Below are 20,285 nucleotides of genomic sequence, written 5' to 3'. Positions count from 1 at the left end.
GCCGCCTCGACGTTCGGCGAGCGACGCGCCTCGGCCCCGACGACGCCGAATGCGATGCTCACAAGTCCGCCGACTCCTACTCCGAGATATGAACGAACCCGGGGTCCAGTCGCTGCTGGACCAGGAGACGCTGGCCGCGCGGGCGACGGCCGACGACGCCCCGCAGTGGCTCGCCGACCACTGGCGGACGTTCCGCGACGGGTTGCTCGGCGAGCGCGAGGGGACGCCGTTCCCGTGTCACTTCGGCAGCGAGTCGGTTCGGGCCGGCGACCCCCTCTACGCCGCCGTCCCGTCGCTGACCGACCGGGACGCCCTGCTCGGCCTGCGCGACACGCTCTACGAGTACCTCCAGCGTTACGAAGACCACGCCGCGCGGGCGTCGCTAGTGACGTTCTTCCGGCCCTCGCCCGACGTGACGACCGAAGCCGAGTACCACGAGGCGCTGTGGCACGTCCTCCAGTTCCTCCACGTCCACGACCCCGAGCCGTGGCCCTCCGACATCCCCACCGACCCAGACGACGAGGAGTGGGAGTTCTCCTTCGGCGGCGTCCCGATGTTCCCGACCTGTCGCGCGCCGTTCTACGACGACCGGATGAGCCGCTACTGCCCGGTCGGCCTGGAGATAACCTTCCAGCCCCGCGCCCTGTTCGAGAACCTCGGCGTGACCGCCGACACCGACGCCGGCCAGCACGCCCGCGAGGTCGTCCAGGACCGTCTCGTCGACTACGACGGCGTCTGCCCCCACGCCGACCTCGGCGACTGGGGCGTCGACGGCGACCGCGAGTGGCCCCAGTACCTGTTCAGCGCCGACGAGTCACAGGCCCCCGAGGAGTGTCCGATGGCCGTCACGCGCGAACACCCCCCCATCGACCCGAAGTTCGACCCCGGCCTGGCCGCGCTGCTGGACGCGCCACGGTCGTAAGCCGACCACTACCGGCACCCGGTGGGCCGAAATTCTCCGAATCGAGACCTATCCGGTAGTGAGTAATTAGCTAACACCGTACAGGTTCCAGAGAGGAGTGACCATGGCAGCCAGTGACCCCGACATCCGCGTTGCGGACGAACCGAGCGTCGACCTCGTCGCGTGTCAGACCGAAGACGGCGACATCGTCTTCTACGACCCGACGCCCGGCCAGGACACCGTCGGGGCCGAGCGCTGGATCAGTGCGGACCCCGACCACTGCGTCGACCTGAACGAGTCGCACTGAGCGACGCTCGGCGGTCGAGCGTCCGAAAAAATCGAGGAGTGTTCTACGGACCGTTCAGTTGTCGCCGGACTCGTCGGTGAGGTCGATGGTGACCGTGCCCGATTCACCAGCGCCGAGGGTGACGGTCTGGTAGTCGACGAGTTCCTGGCCGTCCGCGTTCGCGCGGACGAACGTCGTGTCGTCGCCGGGCAGTTCGTAGCCCGCGAGCGTCAGCGTGACACCCTCGCAGTCGGCGTCGCCGTCGACGCTGACCGAGAGCGTGACCTCACCGGTGTCGCCGTCGTAGCTCACCGGCGTGTAGCTGACTTCACAGCCAGCGAGAGACTTCGTGACCTCCTCGTTCGGCACCATGTACGTGCCCGTCACGGTGCCGTCGGCGAGGACGGTCTGGGCCTGTAGGAGGCGACCCTGCGTGCCGTAGAAGTCCTCTTCGTCGTCGCCGAGGGTCTCGATGACGTCGCCCGCTGCGACGTCGATCTGGTAGGCACTCGTCGACGACTCGCTGTCGTCAGTGCCGTCGTCGGATTCGGAGTCATCCGACTCGTCCGAATCCTCGGAGTCGTCACCGTCAGTCTCCTCGTCACTGTCGTTCTGCTCGTCGTCGTTCTGCTCGTCATCGGCGGCGACGACGGTGACCGGACGCGGGTCGTCGTTCTGGTCGCCGGAGACGACGAGCGTGTAGTTACCCGGTTCGAGGTCGTCGGTCGACAGTTCGAAGCTGACGTCCTCGACGCCCTCGTAGCCGAGCGTCAGGTCGCGTTCGGTGCCGACGTCGACCTGACTGTCACCGTCGGTGTCGAAGCCCGCTTCGAGGGTCTCGGTGCCCGCTGCACCGACGTTCGAGACCGTCGCGTTGACCGTGTAGGTCTCGCCGACCGTCACGGTCTCGTCGTAGTCCGTGACCTCGATCATGAACTCGCTGGAGCCACCGTCGTCGCTGGTGAACGGGTTCTCGGTGAGGTAACTGTCGAAGTGGACGTTCGAGACGCCCTCCTGCGTAGCGTTCTCGCTGACGGCGTCACCAGAGCCGTTCGCGAGCGCACCCGTGTACGGGTCTTCGAGCGGTTCGGTCGTCTCGCTGGAGGGACCGTCGCTCGACCCCCAGTAGTTGCCCGTCGCGTTGACGGTCGGTTTCCGCGGGACGGCGCTGGTGTCGGCGGTGACGACCTTCACACCGAGACCACCGTTGTCGGCGATGACGCTGCCGTGAATCCCGGAGGGGGTTCCTTCGAGGCCAGCGTCGACGCCGTCCCCGTCGTTCCCTCGAATCACACTGTCCGTGATGTCGAGGCCATCTCGTGCGTAGGTTCCCTGTCTGGTGTAGACACCGTCGTCACCGTTGTTCTCGACGGTGGTGCCGTCGAGTTCGACGATACCACTCGTGGAGATGCCGTTTCCGGCGTTGTCGACGATAGTGTCGCCTGTCGAGTAGACACCACCGAGACCGACGGAGATGCCGTTACCTCCGTTGTTCCGGTAGGTGGTGTTCTCGCTCTCGACGTAGCCGTCGGCGAGGGAGTAGCCGGTGCCGCCGTTGTCGGCGACGAGGCTGTCTTCGATGCCAATACCACCGTAGATGCCGGCTTCGATACCGTCATCGTCGTTCTCGACGATACGGGTGTTTCGAATCGTCCCCGCATCGGCATTGCTGGTCGTGATGCCCTCCCCGTTCCGCGCGATGACGCTGTTCTCGACGACGCCATCGAAGTTGGAGGGTATCTCGATGCCGACGGTGTTGTTCACGAACGTGCTGTCACGGACGACGGGGTCGTCGACCACGGTGGCACCGCGCTCGAAGCTGGTGACGGTGACGTCGGACACTTCTGCTCCCCCGGTGAGGTAGACACCCTGCCCGTCTCCGTTCACTCCGTCGATAGTGTAGCCGTTACCGTCGAGCGTGGCGTTCTCCGCCGCAATCTCGATACACGTCTGGGCGCTCTCGTTCGTGATGTCGTTCGTCAGCCGATACTCGCCTGCCTCGTCGATGACCGTACACGAGGAGACGTCCTGTGGAGCGGCTGCGGCAGTCCCGGTGACTGCGACGCCGGCGACTGCCCCCGAGAGGACCGTCAGGACGGCGAACGCGACCGCGAGGTACTGTTTCGATGTCATTCAGCGGGCGTGACTGCTCGGTATAACAGTATTGTTACCAGGCGATGTAATTCGGAGAACCGAACGCTGTGACAGAAAAGGAGGTTATAACCGGAAAGGAGTTCCGCGGAACAGACCACGGTACCGAACCACACGGGTGGCGTTCAGTTTCCGTTGTACCAGACGTCGACGTGCTTCCGCGGTCCGTAGGACTTGCTGACGATGTCGAGACGACCGTCGCCGGTCAGGTCGAGCAGTTTCGCCTCGTGGGTCTCGACGCCTCGCTCGACGACCTGCCGGTCGAACGTCCCGTCGCCGCGATTGACGAACGCGTAGAGGACGGGGTCGTCGTTGTGGCGGTGGGCCATCTCCCCGACGACGACGTCGAGGTGGCCGTCGCCGGTCAGGTCCCCGACTTGGAGGCTGTGGGGGCAGTACAACTCGTCGGCGAGCAGGTGTTCGGTCCACGTCTCGCCGTCGTAGTCGAACCAGCCGACGCGACCGGGGTGGGTGCCGTACAGCGGAGCGTCGCCCTCGCTGAGCAGGAGTTCGGGGTCGCCGTCGCCGTCGAGGTCCGCCACGGCGACGCGGGTCTTCTCCCAGCCCTCGGCGACGACCTCCCGCTCCCAGCGGTCGCCGTCGTCACCGCCATCCGTGCGGTGGTAGACGTGCGGCCCGGCGACGAGTTCCGAGCGGCCGTCGCCGTCGATGTCGCCGACCCACAGCCCTTCGAGGTCGACGCCCTCGTCGACGACGTGGCAGTTCGCTTCGGGCCACGGCTCGACGGTCGGGTCCGCGGGGACGTCGTAGTAGAACACCGTCTCGGCCTCCTGGGAGAGCCCGACGAGTTCGTCCTCGCCGTCGTCGTCGACGTCCGCGACCAGCAGGTCGTGGTACTTCTGGAACCGGTCGGTGACGAGGTGTTTCGTCCACTCCTCGCGGGGGTCCGCGGGTTGCTGGAACCAGTAGACGTCGCTGCCGTCGTACCCCTGTCCGACGAGGAAGTCGACGCGACCGTCGCCGTCGACGTCCGCGACGCACGCGCCCACGTCGAGGTGGAGGTTCCGCTCGGTCGTCAGTGCGTGGCGCTTCCACTGCCCCTCTGTGCCGGGGTTCTCGTACCAGACGACGGGCGTCTCCAGGCGCTGGAACAGCGCCTCCATACCGGGCAGTTGGCGGACGAGGATGCGCTTGCCCGCGACGGAGAGTTCGGGGCGCGCACCGAGGCCGCTGACGATGACGTCGGGGTGACCGTCGCCGGTCAGGTCCGTCGGTTCGCACGTACTGAGAAGACCGACTGGAGGGCTGTCGTCGATGCGCTCGTGGCGGAACCGGAGCGACGTCTCCGGGTCGCCCTCGCGCTCGGCGGTGTGCATGAGGACTCCGAAGCGACCTGACGGTATCGTAATAGTCGGGCTAATCGCGTCCCGCGGCCGGACCCACGGTGCGTGTGAGTTTCTCACAGTAGAGACGATAGCAACTCTATAACGAAACTGCCCGATAGGCTAGCGAGCGTTATGGACATCGCTGGCAAGCGGGTGCTCGTCACGGGTGGGGCGGGGTTCATCGGGAGCCACCTCGTCGACGCGCTCGCCGAGACGAACGACGTGCGGGTACTGGACGACCTCTCGACGGGGCGGCGTGGGAACCTCCCGTCGACGGCGACGCTGATTCGCGGCGACCTCTGTGACCCACGGGCGCTCGACGAGGCGATGGACGGCGTCGACGTCGTCTTCCACGAGGCGGCGAACGCGAGCGTCACCCGGTCGGTCGACGACCCCGTCGGGAGCCACCGCGTCAACACCGCCGGGACGCTCGGTCTGTTCGAGCGCGCCCGCGAGGAGGACGCCCGCGTGGTCGTCGCCTCCTCGACGGCTATCTACGGCGACCCGACGACGATTCCCGTCACGGAGGCCGAACCGACGACGCCCGTCTCACCCTACGGCGTCGAGAAGCTCACGGGCGACCACTACGCGCGACTGTACCACGACCTCTACGGCCTGGAGACGGTGGCACTGCGCTACTTCAACGTCTACGGCCCGCGACAGGCCGGCGGGGAGTACAGCGGCGTCATCACGACGTTCCTCGAACAGGCGTGTGCGGGCCAGGACATCACCGTCGAGGGCGACGGCTCGCAGGTCCGAGACTTCGTCCACGTCGAGGACGTCGTGCAGGCGAACCTGCTGGCGGCGACGACCGACCGCGTCGGGGAGGCGTACAACGTCGGCACCGGGCGCAGCGTGAGTATCCTCGACCTCGCGGAGCTGATCCGCGACCTGTCGGGGTCGCGGTCGGACATCGTCCACGTCGGAGCGCGCGCGGGGGACGTCCAGGCGAGTCGCGCCGACATCACGAAGGCGCGCGACCACCTATCGTTCGAACCGACTGTCTCGCTGCGCGAGGGACTCGGGGGGCTGGTGAGGCGGCCGGCCGTCTGAAAATCTCTTTTCGCAGATAATCTCGACTTTGAACCAGTTCTGGCGTCGGACCGTCGTGTTTCCGGTGAAAATTCAGTGCTGAAGGTCGCGGTCGCTCGTTTCTTGCCGGTTAACGTCGCGAGCATCGGCGATTATATTCATGCATCGATGAACGGATTCGCACGAGTTGCGAGCGTGAGCGGGCCAAATTGCACTGGGTGCATAAATCAGTTACTTATTAAGCTTGTCACGCAATACATAGCAATCACTGACGCAGCATCGTGGGGATGCACGTGGCCAGTTCCGTATCGGGTCGGATAACGTCCCGAAACGGTCGGCTTAACGGTCTGACGCGGCGCGGACGCTCGCGCGGCGTCGATGCAGCCAGCTGCGGCCAGCCACAGGTGGAACATATGAGCACTTCAAAACAAGCGCAGACGCACGCACAGCGCGACATCGTCGACGAGACGCCTCGCCTCCCGCTCGACACGGTGTTCGAGATTCTCAAGAACCGTCGTCGTCGCGACATCCTGCAGTACCTCTGGCAACACGAGGGCACCGCCAACATCGGGGAGTTGGCCGAACACATCGCGGCCCTGGAGAACGACATCGACGTCGCCGCGCTCTCGTCGTCCCAGCGCAAGCGCGTCTACATCGGTCTCTACCAGTGTCACCTCCCGAAGATGGACGACGCTGGCATCGTCGCGTTCGACAAACACCGCGGCACCGTCGAACTGCGTGACGCGGCCGACGAACTGACGCCGTACCTCAGCGTCGACGAACCGGAAGCCGCCGACGTCCCGACCGCGAGTCTCGGTCTCGCGCTCGGCGTCGGCGCGCTCGTCCCGCTCGGCGCGCTGGGCGTCGGCCCGCTCGGTGCGGTCGCACCGCTCTGGTGGGCGCTCGTGAGCACCGTCGCGCTGCTGGCGGTCACCGCGAGCCAACTGGCCGATCAGGAACTGGTTGACGCGAACGCGTTCGCGGCGCTCCGGGCCCGGTTCGTCAGCGAGTCGTCCCCCTAATCGGGCGACCGCACTGTTAGACACCACCACGCGGTGTAACGGTTGGCTACCGCTGTTTTCTCCGGCCCTTCCGCCCGATAACCCCTCCGTAACAAAGCCCGTTTGTCCCGTTGTCTTTCGCGATTACAATGGATAGCTGGCGCACGAGTGACTGGCATCACTCATCGACGATAGACACGGGGGAGGTCCGCTGATGTGCGGAATCACCGCCTGTGTCGGCGGCGACGACGCCGTCGGCGGGCTGTTGACCGGACTCGGCAACCTCGAGTACCGCGGCTACGACTCGGCGGGCATCGCCGTCCAGAACGGGCGGGGACTGAGCGTCGTCAAACGCGAGGGGCGGCTCGCTCGCCTCCGTGAGGCGCTCGGCACCGACCGACCGACGGGCTCTATCGGCATCGGCCACACGCGCTGGTCGACCCACGGTCCGCCCACCGACGAGAACGCCCACCCACACCAAGACTGCACGGGCAACGTCGCCGTCGTCCACAACGGCATCATCGACAACTACGAGACGCTTCGCCAGAACCTCGAAGAGCGCGGTCACCGCTTCGAGAGCGAGACCGACACCGAGGTCGTCCCCCACCTCATCGAGGAGGAACTGACCGCGGGCGCGTCGATGGAGTCGGCGTTCCGTACGGCCGTCTCGAAGCTCTCGGGGAGCTACGCCATCGCCTGCATGGTCGACGGCGAGGACGTGGTGTACGCCGCCCGGCAGGGCTCGCCGCTCGTCCTCGGGGAGGCCGACGGCCGGTTCTTCCTCGCGAGCGACGTCCCCGCCTTCCGGGAGTTCACCGACCGCGTCGTCTACCTCGAAGACGGCGACGTCGTCGCGGTTCGTCCCGACGGCTACGACATCACCGACCTCGCGGGCGCGCCGCTCCTGCGCGAGGTCGACACCGTCGACTGGGAGCCAGAAGCAGCCGGGAAGTCGGGCTACCCGCACTTCATGCTCAAGGAGATCCACGAGCAACCCGAGTCGCTCCGGCAGACGCTCCACGGTCGCGTCGAGGAGATGGCCGGACGCGTCACGCTCGAGGAGTTCGACCGCGGCGCGTTCGCCGACATCGAGCGCGTCCAGTTCGTCTCGATGGGTACCTCCCACCACGCCGCGATGTACGCGGCCGCACAGCTCACCGCACGGGGCCTGACCGCCAACACCTACATGGCCGGCGAGTACGCCGACTGCCCGGCCCCCATCGACGACTCGACGCTCGTCGTCGCCGTCACCCAGTCGGGCGAGACCGCCGACACGATGAACGCCATCCGGCGCGCTCGTGACGCCGGTGCGCGGACGCTCGCGGTGACGAACGTCGTCGGGTCGTCGGTCACCCGCGAGTGCGACGAGTCGCTGTTCATCCGCGCCGGTCCCGAGATCGGGGTCGCCGCGACGAAGACGTTCTCCTCGCAGGTCGTCGCGCTCACGCTGCTCGGCGAACGCATCGCCGAGGACTCGACGGGCGTCCAGCGCGCCGAGATGCGTTCGCTGCTGTCGGGGCTGTCGGACCTCCCCGGCGACGTCCAGCAGGTGCTCGACGAGTCGACCGCCGCCGACGTCGCCGAGGCGCTGTACGGCTGTGACGCCTACTTCTTCCTCGGACGGGGCCCTGCCCACGCCGTCGCGCTGGAGGGGGCGCTGAAGTTCAAGGAGATCAGCTACGAACACGCAGAAGGGTTCGCCGCCTCCGAACTGAAACACGGGCCGCTCGCGCTCGTCACCGACAACACGCCCGTCTTCGGCGTCATCACCGGCGAGGACGACCTGAAGACCATCAGCAACCTCAAGGAGGTTCAGGCGCGCGGTGCGCCCGTCGTGGTCGTCGCGCCGGCGAACCTCGCGGACAAGGTCGAGTTCGCCGACTACCTCCTCCCGGTTCCCGAGACCCACCCGGAGGTCGCTGGCGTCCTCGCGAACGTCCAGCTCCAGTTGGTGTCGTACCACGCCGCCGACCAGCTCGGCCGACCCATCGACAAGCCACGCAACCTCGCGAAGTCCGTCACCGTCGAGTAGACGGCGACGACGCGGGTCGCTTCGACTATGTCTCCCTTTCCGAAAGTTATCTTCGAACAGCACGTATAGTCGCGACCGACGACGTCGGTTCCGTTTCGCAGTCCGTGCGAGGCGATCGAGCCGACTCGTCGCGAGCAGAACACCCGTTCCGGGGGTGGTAGTCGCCCTCTACCTACTGATACGCCCCATCCCGGCCATTTATGGCCGTTCGCATCGATTGAGCCAGTGGGTTTCAGCGAGCGCCTACACCGACCAGTTGGCACACATGACAGTCGTACAATACTACGGGTACATACCCGCCGGAGGTGCATGAGTTGACAGGCACATGTCCAGCGAGCGCTCCGACGTGGTTTCGATGGGGAGAACGGTGACCGACGAGACGGGCGACGACGCCAGCGACGCGGCCGACGCACTCGACCACCTCGGTGACGAGGTCTCCCGGACGATACTCGCGGCCTGTTCGGCCGACGCCCGAAGCGTCGGCGAACTCGCGACCCTCTGTGAGGTGTCGGAGGCGACCATCTACCGTCGGCTCAACAAGCTGATGGACGCCGGGTTGCTCGACGAGCGAACCCGCATCGACACCCGCTCGGTGTCGGGCGGGAAGGAGTACACGACGGCCGTCTCGAACGTCGACGTCTCGTTCGACGAGAACGGCCTCACCGTCCGGACGACCGCCCGCGACGACGACCAGCCGCTCCCGACGTTCACCGTCGTCGAGCCGGCCGAGGACTCGGACGAACAGGTCGTCGACCTCCAGTTGCGGCTCCCCGAGACGCTGTTCAGCGAGTTCCTCACCGTCTGGGCCGAACTCAACGAACGGACCGCCACCGACGACGTCGAGTTGCACACCGACGACTGAGCGACGACGTTCACCGGCGAGCGCCGTTCGCCGTCCGAAACGGCTGGTCCGCCGAGGCGTTCAGCTACCCGAGCCGACGACCCGTCGAATCGTCCGGGAACCACCGCGAGGCGTGCCGTCGCTCCCGTCGGACGGGCGAAGACTTAATATCCGCAAGACGAAAGTAGCTGGTAGCTTCCCCGGTTCGCGTGCCAGTTCGTGTGCCAACTAAAACTTCGTGCTCTGCGAGCCCGGGAAGCCCATTCATCCACGGACCCACGACCCGAGAGCCGACGGCCCGCTCTGCGGGTTACTCGGCGGCCGACCGACGCTCGAACCAGGCCCACGCCTCGGGCACCAGCTCGGCGAGCGGGGCGTAGTCGTAGTCGAGGTCGCGCTGTGCTTTTCGCGGACTGTAGAACAGCTCCTGAGTCGATAGCCGCGCCATCTCGCCGTCGAACGGGAACATCCGCGTTCCGAGCACCCGATTGACGACACCGACGACCGGCCCGGCGGCACGAATCGCCTGTGGCGGCACCTGCGCGAGCGGCGCGTGGCCGTCGATCTCCTCGGCGATGACGTCGAGCGCCTCGTCGTAGCGCAGGTTCTCGCCGGCCAGCAGGTAGTGCTCGCCGGACTCCCCGCGCTCCATCGCGGCGACGGTGCCCTCGACCACGTCGTCGACGCCGACGAAACTCGCGCCACCGGGCGGGTGGACCGCCATCTTCGGGTCCGACGCCATCGACAGCAGGCGGCCGGTGAACTCCTCGTCGCGCGGGCCGAAGATGGACGTCGGGTGGACCGTGACCACGTCGAGGCCGCGCTCGCCGTACTCGTCACAGCAGTCCTCGGCGGCGGCCTTCCCGCGCTGGTACGCGCCGATGGGCGCGGCGACGTCGGCCTCGGTGGCGATGCCGTCGGCCCGACGTCGCGTGCCCGCCGTCGAGGTGAACAGGACGCGCTCGACGCCGGCCTCGTGGGCCGCCGCGAGGACGTTCTCGGTCCCGTCGCGGTTGACCCGTTCGACGACGGGTGCGTCGGCGGCCTGCAACCCGATGCCGGCGAGGTGGAACACCGTCTCGTGGCCGGCGACGGCCTCGCCGATGGCGTCGGCGTCGAGGACGTCGGCCTCGACCCACTCCACGTCGACGCCGTCGAGCGCGCTCGTGTCGCTGCTCTCGCGGCGCGTGGCGGTGACGTCCCAGCCGTCGTCGACGAGTCGTTCGACGAGGTGACTGCCGAGGAACCCGGTCGCACCGGTGACCAGCGTTCGGTCAGTCATCGCTCCCTCCCGAGAACTGCGGCGGGACGAGGTCGCCGGTCATCTTCGCGTAGAGACGGTAGCCCGCACCCATCACCGCGGGTTGTTCCCCGCCGTTCGGGTCGGTCTGCTCGTGGGGGAGTTCGGCGGCGAGGTCCTCCGCGTGGAGGCCCTCGATGGCCTCCCGACCGACGCCGAACGGCCGGAGGTAGTCCACGGCCTTCGGTTTCAGGCCCGCGACGGGCGCGACGGCGCGGTCGACCGCGGGCGCGTCCGTGCCCGCGACGAGGAACCGCCCCTTGTGCGGTGCGCCGGTGAAGGTGTACGTCCCGTCGAGCAGGACGAACTCGGGGTCGACGACCGCGCTCGCGGCGACGACGTCCGAGCGCTCGCGCGACCCGGTGGCCGCCTCGGCGACGGTGACCATCGCGGCGGCGAGGTCGGGGTCCGCCCGGAGCGTCGGGACGGCGACGACGGCCTGCTCGTCGAGCGGTTTCGGAACGGTGACGGTGTGGCGTTCGTCGTCGATGCGGACGGTCCGCTCGACGGTGTCGGCCTCGCCCAGCGCGAGCGTCTCGACGCCAGTCCGGTCGGCGAGCGCGTCGTAGCCCAGCATCGAGGGGGCGTCCTCGACCCACTGCGAGTCGGGCAGCGCGAGCGTCACGTCGGTCGTCGACGCGAGCGCTTCGACCAGCGCCTCGACGACGTCGGGGTTCGTGACCATCCCCGTCGAGGGGTGGAAGGCGTAGTGACAGTCCGGGACGACCAGCACGTCGTCCATCTCTGGGGCGCAGTCGGCGACGAGGTCCGTCACCGCGCCCGCGAGTCCGGGTCCGGAGACGTCGGTGCGGCGGCCGACGACACGTGGCGACTCAGTCATCGGTCACCTCCACGTTCGCGCCGGCGTTCGCGGCGGCGCGCGTCCCCTCGGCCATCTCGTAGGCCGTCTGCACGTGTTCGACCATCCGCAGGCCGGCCGCGCCGTTCACGGGTGGCTCCTCGCCCGCCGCGACGGCGTCGAGGAAGTCCTTCAGCGCGCGGTAGTGCGCCTGGTAGTAGTACGTCGGCTTGAAGTACGCCGGCTCCTGCCCACGAGCGCGCTTGGAGACGTTCTCCAGTGCGGATTTGGCGGCGTGAGCCATGAACTGCTTGGGCAGGTGGTCCTCGCTACGGAGCGTGTCCGCGACCCCTTCGAGCCGGAAGTAGCCGGTGATCTCCGGGGGCGTCTCCCACTGGAAGAAGCCGGCGGAGACGGTCGCCTGCGTACCGGCCTCGGTGCTCACGACGACGAGCGCGCTGTCCTCGTAGGGGAGGTCCATCGACGCGTCGACGTGGGCGTACTCGACGGTCAACTCGCCGAAGAAGTGCTCCAGGACGTCGAACAGGTGGACGCCCAGGTCCATCAGCGCGCCGCCACCGGTCGCGTCGGGGTCGAGCATCCACCCCGAGACGGGTTGACGAGCGGGCGGGGCGGCGAACGGCCCGTTGTTGATGCGCGCGATGGAGGCCAGCGGGACGTGGCCGATGCGGCCGGCGTCGTACTGCTCTTTCAGTGTCTGGACCTCGGGCTGGTAGCGGATGGTGTGGTCGACGCCCAGCGAGACGTCGTTCGCCTCGGCGGCGTCGAGCATGCGCTGGCCCTCTTCGACGGTCCGGGCGAACGGCTTCTCGACGAAGACGTGACAGCCGGCCTCTGCGGCCGCGACGGTGGCCTCGGCGTGGAGGAACGGCGGCAACGCGACGATGGCCGCGTCGAGGTCCTCCTCGGCGAGCAGGTCGGTGTAGTCCTCGTACGTGCGCGGGACGCCCTGTTTCTCGGCGCGGGCGCGGTTGTCGGGGACGACGTCGGCGGCGGCGACGACGCTGGCACCGTCGATGCCGCGGGTCGACTGGAGGTGGACGGTGCCGATGTTGCCGGCACCGAGCAACCCGACGCGGAGGTCACTCACGGTATCCACCACTCGCGAGAGTAGAATCGGTCTGCTCCATACCGACACGGAGGCGGGTTCGCTATCTTGTTATTCCCCGGCTACCGGTCGACGTCACGCCTTGCCGACGATTCGCTCGACGGCCTCCCGGACGGTGCCGTACGCCCGGGCCGCCTTCAGCCCGTTCGAGAAGAGGGTGAACCGGAGCTTCTCTTCGGGGTCCAGGTCGTCCCACTCGCCGACCGAGCGGCTGACGTGGCGTGGCAGTTCCGGCGAGTACAGCCCCGGGTGGAAGACGAACAGCTTCGAGTTGCCGTAGCGCTCGGGGTAGAGCTCTCGCATCTGATGTTTCCCGCGGCCGATTCGAATCGCCTTCTTCGCCAGCGACTTCAGCGAGGTCCGCGTCGGGTGGTACATCGAGACGTCCTCGGCGTAGCCCATCTCGAAGCCGGCGTCGTGGACGCGCTGGCCGAACTCCCGGTCGCCGCTGGAGACGAACCGCACGTCGAACGGCCCGACCTCGTCGACGACCTCCGAGCGGACGAGCAGACAGCACGTCGGCGCGAAGTGGAGGTCGTCGACGTACTGCTCGATGGGGAAGCCGCTCAGTCGGTTGAACTTCGAGGCGAGCGTCTCCTCGCCCTCGGAGTACAGTTCGACGTTGCACGCCATGTAGTCGAGTTCGTCGCCGTCCATCCGCTCGATGGCTCGTTCGAGCCAGTCGGCGTCGACGGTCATATCCGCGTCCATGAACGCGAGGACGTCCCCGCGTGCCCGTCTAATCCCCCGTACCCGGGCGGCGTAGGAGCTCTGTCGACGGCGCTCGTCGAGCGCGAAGACGTTGTCGTGGCGCGAAGCGTAGTCGGCGGCGACCGCTCGGGTCTCGTCGAGCGAGCGGTTGTCGACGACCAGCACCTCGTAGCGGTCGCGTTCGTACGTCTGGTCGACCAGCGTGTCCAGCGTGTCCCGGAGTCCCTCGGGGTCGTTGTACACCGGAACGATGACCGAGACGAACGGTGCTTCGAGCGCCGACCGGTCGGTGGTCTGCTCGGCGATGCGTTCTGGCCCTCGAATCTCGTGTACCGTGCTCATGCGTGTGCCGACGAACTGCGACTCGTCGGACCGGTCGTCCGGCCCGCGGTCGCTCGTCCCCGTCGTACCCTCCCCTACGTCGGCTCCGGGTTTAGATGGATTAGACGCTCCCGAGGGGTCGAAACTGTTGCAATCGGGTTGCGGCGGGTTACGCTCCGCCGTCTCCGACGCGTCGTCGCTCACGACGAATTACCCCGTTCGTACTGGTACACTTCGATTCCAACGTATGTACGCCCATCCTTATCAGCTACCGTTCGACCGTCAGATGCCAGCGATTTGAGACGTCTGTCCGTAGAATCGTCAGTGTGAGACAATACCAACCACACTTCGTCGTGGCCGGCCATCAGTTCGCGTATCTCCTCGTCCGTCGCCGGGGTCTTCCCCGTACCCGACTCGGCGACGACCACCCCTTCGACCGTGATGTCCGAGCGCGTCCGGTAGTGCTCGACGCCGCGTTCGGTGATCTCGTCGGCGACGACGACGAGCGCCCCCGGTTCGGCCTCGCGTTCGATGTCGGCGGTCGCCTCGTCCCACTGCTCGCGGGTGGGCGTCGTCAGGTCGTAGGCCGTCGCCGGAACGACCGCGACGAGCAACAGCACGACCAGCACCACGCGAAGCTGGGGTCGCTGGACGCGGGTCACGCCCCGACCGACCAGCAGGTACAGCCCCAGCGAGACCGGGAGGACGTACCGCGGCCAGACCACCGGGAACAGCACCCACGAGACGACGATGGGGACGGCCAGCGTCGCGACCAGCCAGACGACGAGCAACTCGACGCCGGGGGCCGACGACAGCGTGATTCGTTCGCGGAGGCTCCGCACCGTCGTCCGGGGGTCCCGCGAGACGGCCTTCGAGACACAGCCGTCGGTCACGCCGAGAGCGACCGTGCTGACGACGAGCGCTCCGACGAACACCGACGCCGCCGGAATCGCCGTCAGCGCGAAGAACTCCAGCAGTATCGACGCGACGAGCGACGGCGTCGGCGGCGGGATGTAGGGGAACGGCGTCGACGTCGACCCACCGAGACCGACCCGGTAGAGCACCGCGGCCCCGACGGGCACGAGGGCGACGCCGGCAGCGGTCCCGCTCACGAGGAGCGCTCGTGGGACGGACCGCCCGGTGAGCAGGCGGACCACGACGTACAACCCCTCGGCGAGGACGACCAGCGCCGCGAACGGGTGGGTGAACACGAGCGCGACCGTCGAGAGCGCGTACGCGATCGTCGTCCGGTGGGTCGCGCGGTCGTCGAACAGACGGACGAACAGCCACAGCGACGTCGCCGACAGGAAGGCGACGAGGCTGTACATCCGGACCTCCTGGGCGTGGTAGACGTGGAACTGGGTCAGCGCGTACAGCATCGCCGCGACCAGTCCCGCCGTCTCGTCGAACAGTTCGCGGCCCGCGAGGTACAGCATCGGGATGGTGAGCACGCCGAACAGCACCGAGAGCGACCGCATCGCCACCGCCGACGTCCCGAAGACGCTCGTCCAGAGGTCGAGCGTCACGTAGTACAGCGGCAGGTGGGGCTGGTTGAGCGGAATCTCGACCAGCAGTTCGACCGGCGAGTACGTGCGGACGAACTCCAGCGTGATGAGTTCGTCAGTCCAGAGACTCTCGGTTCCGAGCCCGTACAACCGGACCAACGCCCCGGCGAGGACGACGAGAACCAGCCCGTGGCGGGCGTCCATCGAGCGGTACCAGCGCATTACCCGCCCTAGCGGATAGACACCCATAGTTATGGGTTACAAACTGTTTCTAGAACTGACAATTATCGCGAGGCGAACCGTCGGAGGGTCACTGTTCGAGGCTGGCGGTCCGAAGCGGGCGGGCAAGCGTGTCGACGCCCTGTCGGAGCGCGAGCACGGGGTCGTCGGGGTCGTCGTGTTCGAAGACGGCCCACTCCGCGCCGGCGGCGGCGGCGGCCGCGAGCGTCGCCTCGAAGTCGACGTCACCGGTCGTCGGGTCGACCGACCGCCAGTCGGCCAGCGGCCCGTGCTGGCCGGTCACCGCGGTGTCCTTGAAGTGGACGAGCGGGGTGCGTGCCCCCGCGAAGTCGAGGACCGCCGCTGGGTCTTGGCCGGCGGCGACGGCCGCCCCGACGTCGACCTCGAACGAGAGGTACTCGGCGTCGGTGGCGTCGACGAGTCGTCCGAACGCGGTGCGTTCGACCGGGACGATGTCGTCGAGCGAGGTGAGGCGGTCGTGGACGCGGTCACCGACCAGTCCGACGGCCGTCTGGGGTTTCCCCGACCCCTTCTGGTAGGGGTGGACCGCCGTCGCGAGCCGTTCGAGCGACGAGAGGCGGCGCAGCGGGACGAAGTCGTGGACCTGGTTGTGGTACACCAGCATCACCCCGTGGTCGGCGAGACGCGCGCCGAGGTCCTCGAGTCGACGGGCGAGCGCGGAGACCCGTTTGGGCGTCCGGTAGTGCGACAGCGGGAGGTGGGGGACGGCGACACGCCGGACGCCGACCTGGGCGAGCCGGGCCGCACAGCCACCGGGGTTGGCCTCCAGTTCGCGGAGGCCCAGGTGTGCGCCGACCGGTTCGACGTCGGCCTCGGCGAGGGCGGCGACCACCTCGTCGGGGTCGGCGTCGGCGAGTCGCGTGGCGAACTCCACACCCTCGAACCCGGCGTCGCCGACGCGGCGGATGATGTCGGGCAACGGCTCGTCGAGGTTTCGGAGCGTGTAGAGCTGGATGGCCGATTTCACGAGCGGACCCCCCCGGAGACCGGGACTGGCCCACCGTCGAAACACGTCATATCTCCTTCGTACTGTCATAGAGGCATTGTAATACTCAGCCTATGGACACGCCGACGGACGGTTCGTCCGGGCCGAATCTGCCAGTCGCCCACTAACTGTTTCATCGGTCAACAGTCGGGTTCCGGGTCGCCGGCACGACCCCGACGACCGCCGGCGGTCGGTCGACGGCCCAACGTGTGACAGTGAGTCACTAACTTAGGGGCACGCCGTCGTCGTCTCGGGTATGCATCGCACGCTGCACACGGACGCGGTCGTCACGCTCACCGCCATCGCACTCTGTGGAGCCGTCGTCGTCCCACTGCTCGCGCTGTCGGCCGGCGACGGCGTGTTCGCCCTCTCGGCGTGGGTCGCCGGCGTGGCGCTGTCATACGCGGCGGCGGTCGGCGTCGCTCGCTGACCGCACGAGCCTGCACGCTCGTCGAACCGGACGAGCCGAGAATCCGTTCCTCACCGAATCGGGCCGACGAGCGACGGCGAGTCTCGGACTCAGATGCCCTGTCTGACCTGCCGGACGAGTTCCGTCAGGCCGAAGTTGAACTGCCGTTCGAGCGCGAACAGCACGAGCGGGTACGTCACCATCCCGACCAGCGCCGTCACCGCGAACGTGACGGCGGAGATACCGACCGTCGACGCGACCATCTCCCGGGTGCCGTACGCGACCGCACCCATGACGACACTGCCGACCGCCGGGTACGCCGGGACGACGAGGAGCGTCCGCAGGTTCTCGTCGACGAGCTTCATCGTCAGGTACGCCGCAGGGGGGAGGTACACCGCACCGGCGAGGACGACGGCGAGCGACGCGCCAGCCAGGGGCGGTTCGATGCTGACCGTCAACGGGTAGATGCTGACCGCGAGCACGACCAGACTCAGGAACTGGAGTTTGGTCATGTAGTCCGGGCGACCGAGCGCCTTGAACAGCGGCGCGGCGGGCGTCCGCAGCGACCGCAGGATGCCGTACACCGTCAGAATCTGCATCGGGATGACCATCGCTTCCCACTGGTCGCCGAGGAACGTCGCGACGAACGGTTCGGCGACGACGATGATACCGACGCCCAGCGGGAACGAGACGAGCGTCGACATTCTCAGCGTCCGGCGGAACCCCTCGCGGACGGCGGGGATGTCGTCCTGGATCTTCGAGTACGCCGGCATCACCACCTTCGAGATGGTCTGGGACACTTCGGTCGCGGGCGCGTTCGACAGCCGGTAGGCCAGTTGGTAGTACCCCAGCGCGGTCGTCGAGATGAACCGCCCGACGAAGATGTCGTCACCCTCTCCGTAGAGGTACGACAGCATCCCCGAGCCCATCAGCCACTTGCCGTAGTCGATGAGTTCGCGGGCCTGCTCGATGTCGAACGCCGGTCGGAACCCCCGCTCGGCGAGGACGTACGACGCCACCAGCTGGGCGACGTACCCCGCTGCGTAGCCGTAGGCGAGCGCGTACACCGTCGGGTTGATGATGGCGTACACCACCGAGACGACGACGCGCGTCCCCGTCCGTGAGACGACGAGCCCGAACTGGCGGTGGAACTTGAAGTCCTTCTGGAAGTACACCGTCGCCGGGTTCTGGAGACCCCGAGCGACGGGCCCCAGAGCGATGATGCCCAACACGGGGACGATGTCCGCCCGTGCCTCCCCGAAGAAGTCGGCGACGTAGGGGGCGGCCGCGAGCGCGATGCCCGCGATGAGCAGGCCCCGGAGCACCTGCAACACCCAGACGGTGCCGAAGTAGTCGTCGACGTTCTCCTCGGGGCGCTGGATGAGCGCCTCGTCGAGACCGAGCTGGGAGAACCGGGTGAGCGCGGCGATGACGAGCAACGCGATGCCCAACAGCCCGAACTCCTTGGGCGACAGCAGACGCGCGAGCACGACCAGCATCACGAGCTGGAGGACGCGGACGCCGCTGCTGGTCATCCCGACCCAGATACCACCACGGACGGTCTGGGAGGCGAGGTTGCCGTCGCCGGGCAGGAGTCGACGGAAGAGTGAACGGAGCCCCATCAGTTACCCCGCCATCGACGAGACCATCGTTCGGACGTTCCGGCCGACACCCCAGCCCATCCGGTCGAGGACGAGCACCGCCGCGCCGTACGTCGCCGCGCCGACGACGACGAGGACGACGAAGTCGAGGACGGGCGAGACGTCGAGCACCCCGTCGACGCCGACGACGACCGCCGCCATCGCGACGCTGCCGGCCAGCGGGTAGGCGACGTCACGGAGGACGCGCGTGTAGCTGGTCTCGACGATGTTGACGACGAAGTAGACGTCGAACTCCATCATCGGGAACAGCTGGACGCCGAGGATGACCAGCGAGGCCGCCTCGATACCCGTCAGGCCGAACGGCAGCCCGGCTGGCTGGCCGGCCTGCCACAGCACGAGCGGCAGGCCCGTCGCGAGCAACAGCACGCGCACCAGCGAGAACTTCGCGATGAGGTCGGGCCGCCCGACCGCCTTGAACACGGGACCGAACGTCGCGACCGCAGAGCGCGTCAGCCCGAAGATGGCGAGGATCTGCATCGTGAGAATCATCGCCTCGTACTCGGGGTTGAGGAACGCGTCGACGAACGCGGGCGTCACCGCGAAGATGCCCATCGCGAGCGGGAACGAGAGGAACGTCGTCATCTGGAGGGTGCGGTGGAACCCCTCACGCAACGCCTTCGTGTCGTCTTGAATCTTCGAGTACGCCGGGAACGCGACCCCGGAGATGACGTGGGTCACCTCGGTCGCGGGCGCGTTCGAGAACCGGTAGGCGAGCTGGTAGAACCCCAGCGCGAGCGGGCCGAGGAACCCGCTGACGAGCAGGTCGTCGCCCTCGCTGTAGAGGAAGTAGAGGATGGAGTTCGCGGTGAGCCACTTCCCGTAGCTGATCATGCTGCGTGCGGAGGGCACGTCGAACGAGACGCTCGGGCGGTAGTCGTGGAGCGCGTAGGACGCGAGCATCCGGACGAAGTCGCTCGCGACGAACGCCAGCACCAGCGACATCGCGGTGTTGTCGACGTACACCGCGTAGCCGAGTGCGACTGCGAACTGGACGACCGACCCGGACATCGAGTAGACGAACTGCTTGTGGAACTGGAGGTCCTTCTGGAAGTAGACGATACCCGGGTTCGCGAGGCCGACGAACAGCTGCCCGAGGCCGATGATCTGGATGAGGATGGCGGCGTCGGGGGCGTTCAGCAGGCCCGCCAACGGGTGAGCGATGACGACGAGCGTGAGCGCGATGAACGACGTCCGGGCGATGTCGAGCAGCCACGCCGTGTTCAGCATGTGGTCGACGTTCTCCTCGCGCTCGTAGATGAGCGACTGATTGAGGCCGAGTTGGGAGAACCGCTTGACGCCGCTCATCACGACGAGCGCGACGCCGAACAGTCCCAACTCCTCGGCACCCAGCAGGTTCGCGAGGATGACCATCAGGACCAGTTGGAGCATGCGGTCGGAGACCTGGAGGGCACCGACCCACATGCCGCCCTTGACCGTCCGTTCCGTCAGGCCGTCACCGGGGGAGAGCGCACCACGGACGAGACGGACGAGACGGCGAATCATCGCCACGTCCCGTCCGTCGAGCCGTACGTACCAGTCATTGTCCTTACTCGCCACCCGCCGGCCATTGTTATAACACCCCTAGTCCCCGCCCCCTGGTACGCCCTCACACCT

17 protein-coding genes are annotated in these 20,285 nt (G+C 67.6%); 7 read left to right on the top strand and 10 right to left on the bottom strand.

Annotation, left to right across the window (positions count from 1 at the left end; all coding sequences use genetic code 11):
• The first annotated feature begins 88 nt into the window (after nt 1–88).
• Both M1L36_RS20990 and M1L36_RS20985 read left to right on the top strand, forming a co-directional pair.
• Nucleotides 89–922, top strand: a complete 834-nt coding sequence (locus M1L36_RS20990) for a YqcI/YcgG family protein (protein ID WP_250875715.1) — start codon at nt 89–91, stop codon at nt 920–922.
• A gap of 103 nt (nt 923–1,025) precedes the next feature.
• Nucleotides 1,026–1,208 carry a hypothetical protein gene (locus M1L36_RS20985; protein ID WP_250875714.1) on the top strand — a complete coding sequence of 61 codons (183 nt, stop codon included), beginning with the start codon at nt 1,026–1,028 and terminating at the stop codon, nt 1,206–1,208.
• 54 nt (nt 1,209–1,262) lie between these two features.
• Here the strand turns inward: M1L36_RS20985 and M1L36_RS20980 are convergent, their stop codons facing one another.
• The gene (locus tag M1L36_RS20980; RefSeq protein WP_250875713.1) at nt 1,263–3,320 is read right to left on the bottom strand and encodes a right-handed parallel beta-helix repeat-containing protein; all 2,058 of its coding nucleotides are present in this window, start codon (nt 3,318–3,320) and stop codon (nt 1,263–1,265) included.
• 143 nt (nt 3,321–3,463) lie between these two features.
• Entirely contained in the window at nt 3,464–4,675 is a 1,212-nt protein-coding gene (locus M1L36_RS20975; RefSeq protein ID WP_250875712.1) for an FG-GAP repeat domain-containing protein, read from the bottom strand.
• Nucleotides 4,676–4,816: 141 nt separating this feature from the next.
• Here M1L36_RS20975 and M1L36_RS20970 point away from each other — a divergent pair, with 141 nt between their 5' ends.
• From M1L36_RS20970 to M1L36_RS20955, 4 genes are all read left to right on the top strand, one after another.
• Complete coding sequence (locus tag M1L36_RS20970; protein WP_250875711.1) at nt 4,817–5,737, top strand: NAD-dependent epimerase/dehydratase family protein; 921 nt, start codon at nt 4,817–4,819, stop codon at nt 5,735–5,737.
• Nucleotides 5,738–6,129: 392 nt separating this feature from the next.
• The gene (locus M1L36_RS20965) at nt 6,130–6,738 is read left to right on the top strand and encodes a DUF7344 domain-containing protein (protein WP_250875710.1); all 609 of its coding nucleotides are present in this window, start codon (nt 6,130–6,132) and stop codon (nt 6,736–6,738) included.
• 193 nt (nt 6,739–6,931) lie between these two features.
• A complete protein-coding gene (gene glmS, locus M1L36_RS20960; protein ID WP_250875709.1) occupies nt 6,932–8,749 on the top strand; it encodes a glutamine--fructose-6-phosphate transaminase (isomerizing) in 1,818 nt (605 codons plus the stop codon).
• 325 nt (nt 8,750–9,074) lie between these two features.
• The gene (locus M1L36_RS20955) at nt 9,075–9,611 is read left to right on the top strand and encodes a winged helix-turn-helix domain-containing protein (RefSeq protein ID WP_250875708.1); all 537 of its coding nucleotides are present in this window, start codon (nt 9,075–9,077) and stop codon (nt 9,609–9,611) included.
• Nucleotides 9,612–9,900: 289 nt separating this feature from the next.
• Here M1L36_RS20955 and M1L36_RS20950 read toward each other — a convergent pair whose 3' ends face one another.
• From M1L36_RS20950 to M1L36_RS20925, 6 genes are all read right to left on the bottom strand, one after another.
• Nucleotides 9,901–10,872, bottom strand: a complete 972-nt coding sequence (locus tag M1L36_RS20950; protein ID WP_250875707.1) for an NAD-dependent epimerase/dehydratase family protein — start codon at nt 10,870–10,872, stop codon at nt 9,901–9,903.
• On the bottom strand, nt 10,865–11,731 hold the full coding sequence (locus M1L36_RS20945) for a DUF362 domain-containing protein (RefSeq protein WP_250875706.1): 867 nt from the start codon (nt 11,729–11,731) through the stop codon (nt 10,865–10,867). Before M1L36_RS20945 ends, M1L36_RS20950 begins: the two co-directional genes overlap by 8 nt.
• Entirely contained in the window at nt 11,724–12,800 is a 1,077-nt protein-coding gene (locus M1L36_RS20940; RefSeq protein ID WP_250875705.1) for a Gfo/Idh/MocA family protein, read from the bottom strand. Before M1L36_RS20940 ends, M1L36_RS20945 begins: the two co-directional genes overlap by 8 nt.
• 93 nt (nt 12,801–12,893) lie before the next feature.
• A complete protein-coding gene (locus tag M1L36_RS20935) occupies nt 12,894–13,871 on the bottom strand; it encodes a glycosyltransferase family 2 protein (protein ID WP_250875704.1) in 978 nt (325 codons plus the stop codon).
• A gap of 179 nt (nt 13,872–14,050) precedes the next feature.
• Nucleotides 14,051–15,577 carry a glycosyltransferase family 39 protein gene (locus M1L36_RS20930; RefSeq protein ID WP_250875703.1) on the bottom strand — a complete coding sequence of 509 codons (1,527 nt, stop codon included), beginning with the start codon at nt 15,575–15,577 and terminating at the stop codon, nt 14,051–14,053.
• Between the two features lie 88 nt (nt 15,578–15,665).
• Nucleotides 15,666–16,583: a sugar phosphate isomerase/epimerase family protein gene (locus M1L36_RS20925; RefSeq protein ID WP_250875702.1), complete on the bottom strand. Its 918-nt coding sequence runs from the start codon at nt 16,581–16,583 to the stop codon at nt 15,666–15,668.
• A 274-nt stretch (nt 16,584–16,857) separates the two neighbouring features.
• On the opposite strand from M1L36_RS20925, the gene M1L36_RS20920 reads away from it, so the two are divergent.
• Nucleotides 16,858–17,031 (top strand): hypothetical protein, encoded by a 174-nt coding sequence (locus tag M1L36_RS20920; RefSeq protein ID WP_250875701.1) that lies wholly within the window; start codon nt 16,858–16,860, stop codon nt 17,029–17,031.
• 89 nt (nt 17,032–17,120) lie between these two features.
• Here M1L36_RS20920 and M1L36_RS20915 read toward each other — a convergent pair whose 3' ends face one another.
• Nucleotides 17,121–18,632, bottom strand: a complete 1,512-nt coding sequence (locus M1L36_RS20915) for a lipopolysaccharide biosynthesis protein (protein WP_250875700.1) — start codon at nt 18,630–18,632, stop codon at nt 17,121–17,123.
• Nucleotides 18,633–18,635: 3 nt separating this feature from the next.
• Nucleotides 18,636–20,174 (bottom strand): lipopolysaccharide biosynthesis protein, encoded by a 1,539-nt coding sequence (locus M1L36_RS20910; RefSeq protein ID WP_250875699.1) that lies wholly within the window; start codon nt 20,172–20,174, stop codon nt 18,636–18,638.
• Nucleotides 20,175–20,285: the final 111 nt, after the last annotated feature.

The organism is Halomarina rubra (genome assembly GCF_023699475.1).
GTDB lineage: Archaea > Halobacteriota > Halobacteria > Halobacteriales > Haloarculaceae > Halomarina > Halomarina rubra.
This window is presented reverse-complemented; position numbering and strand designations above follow the sequence as displayed.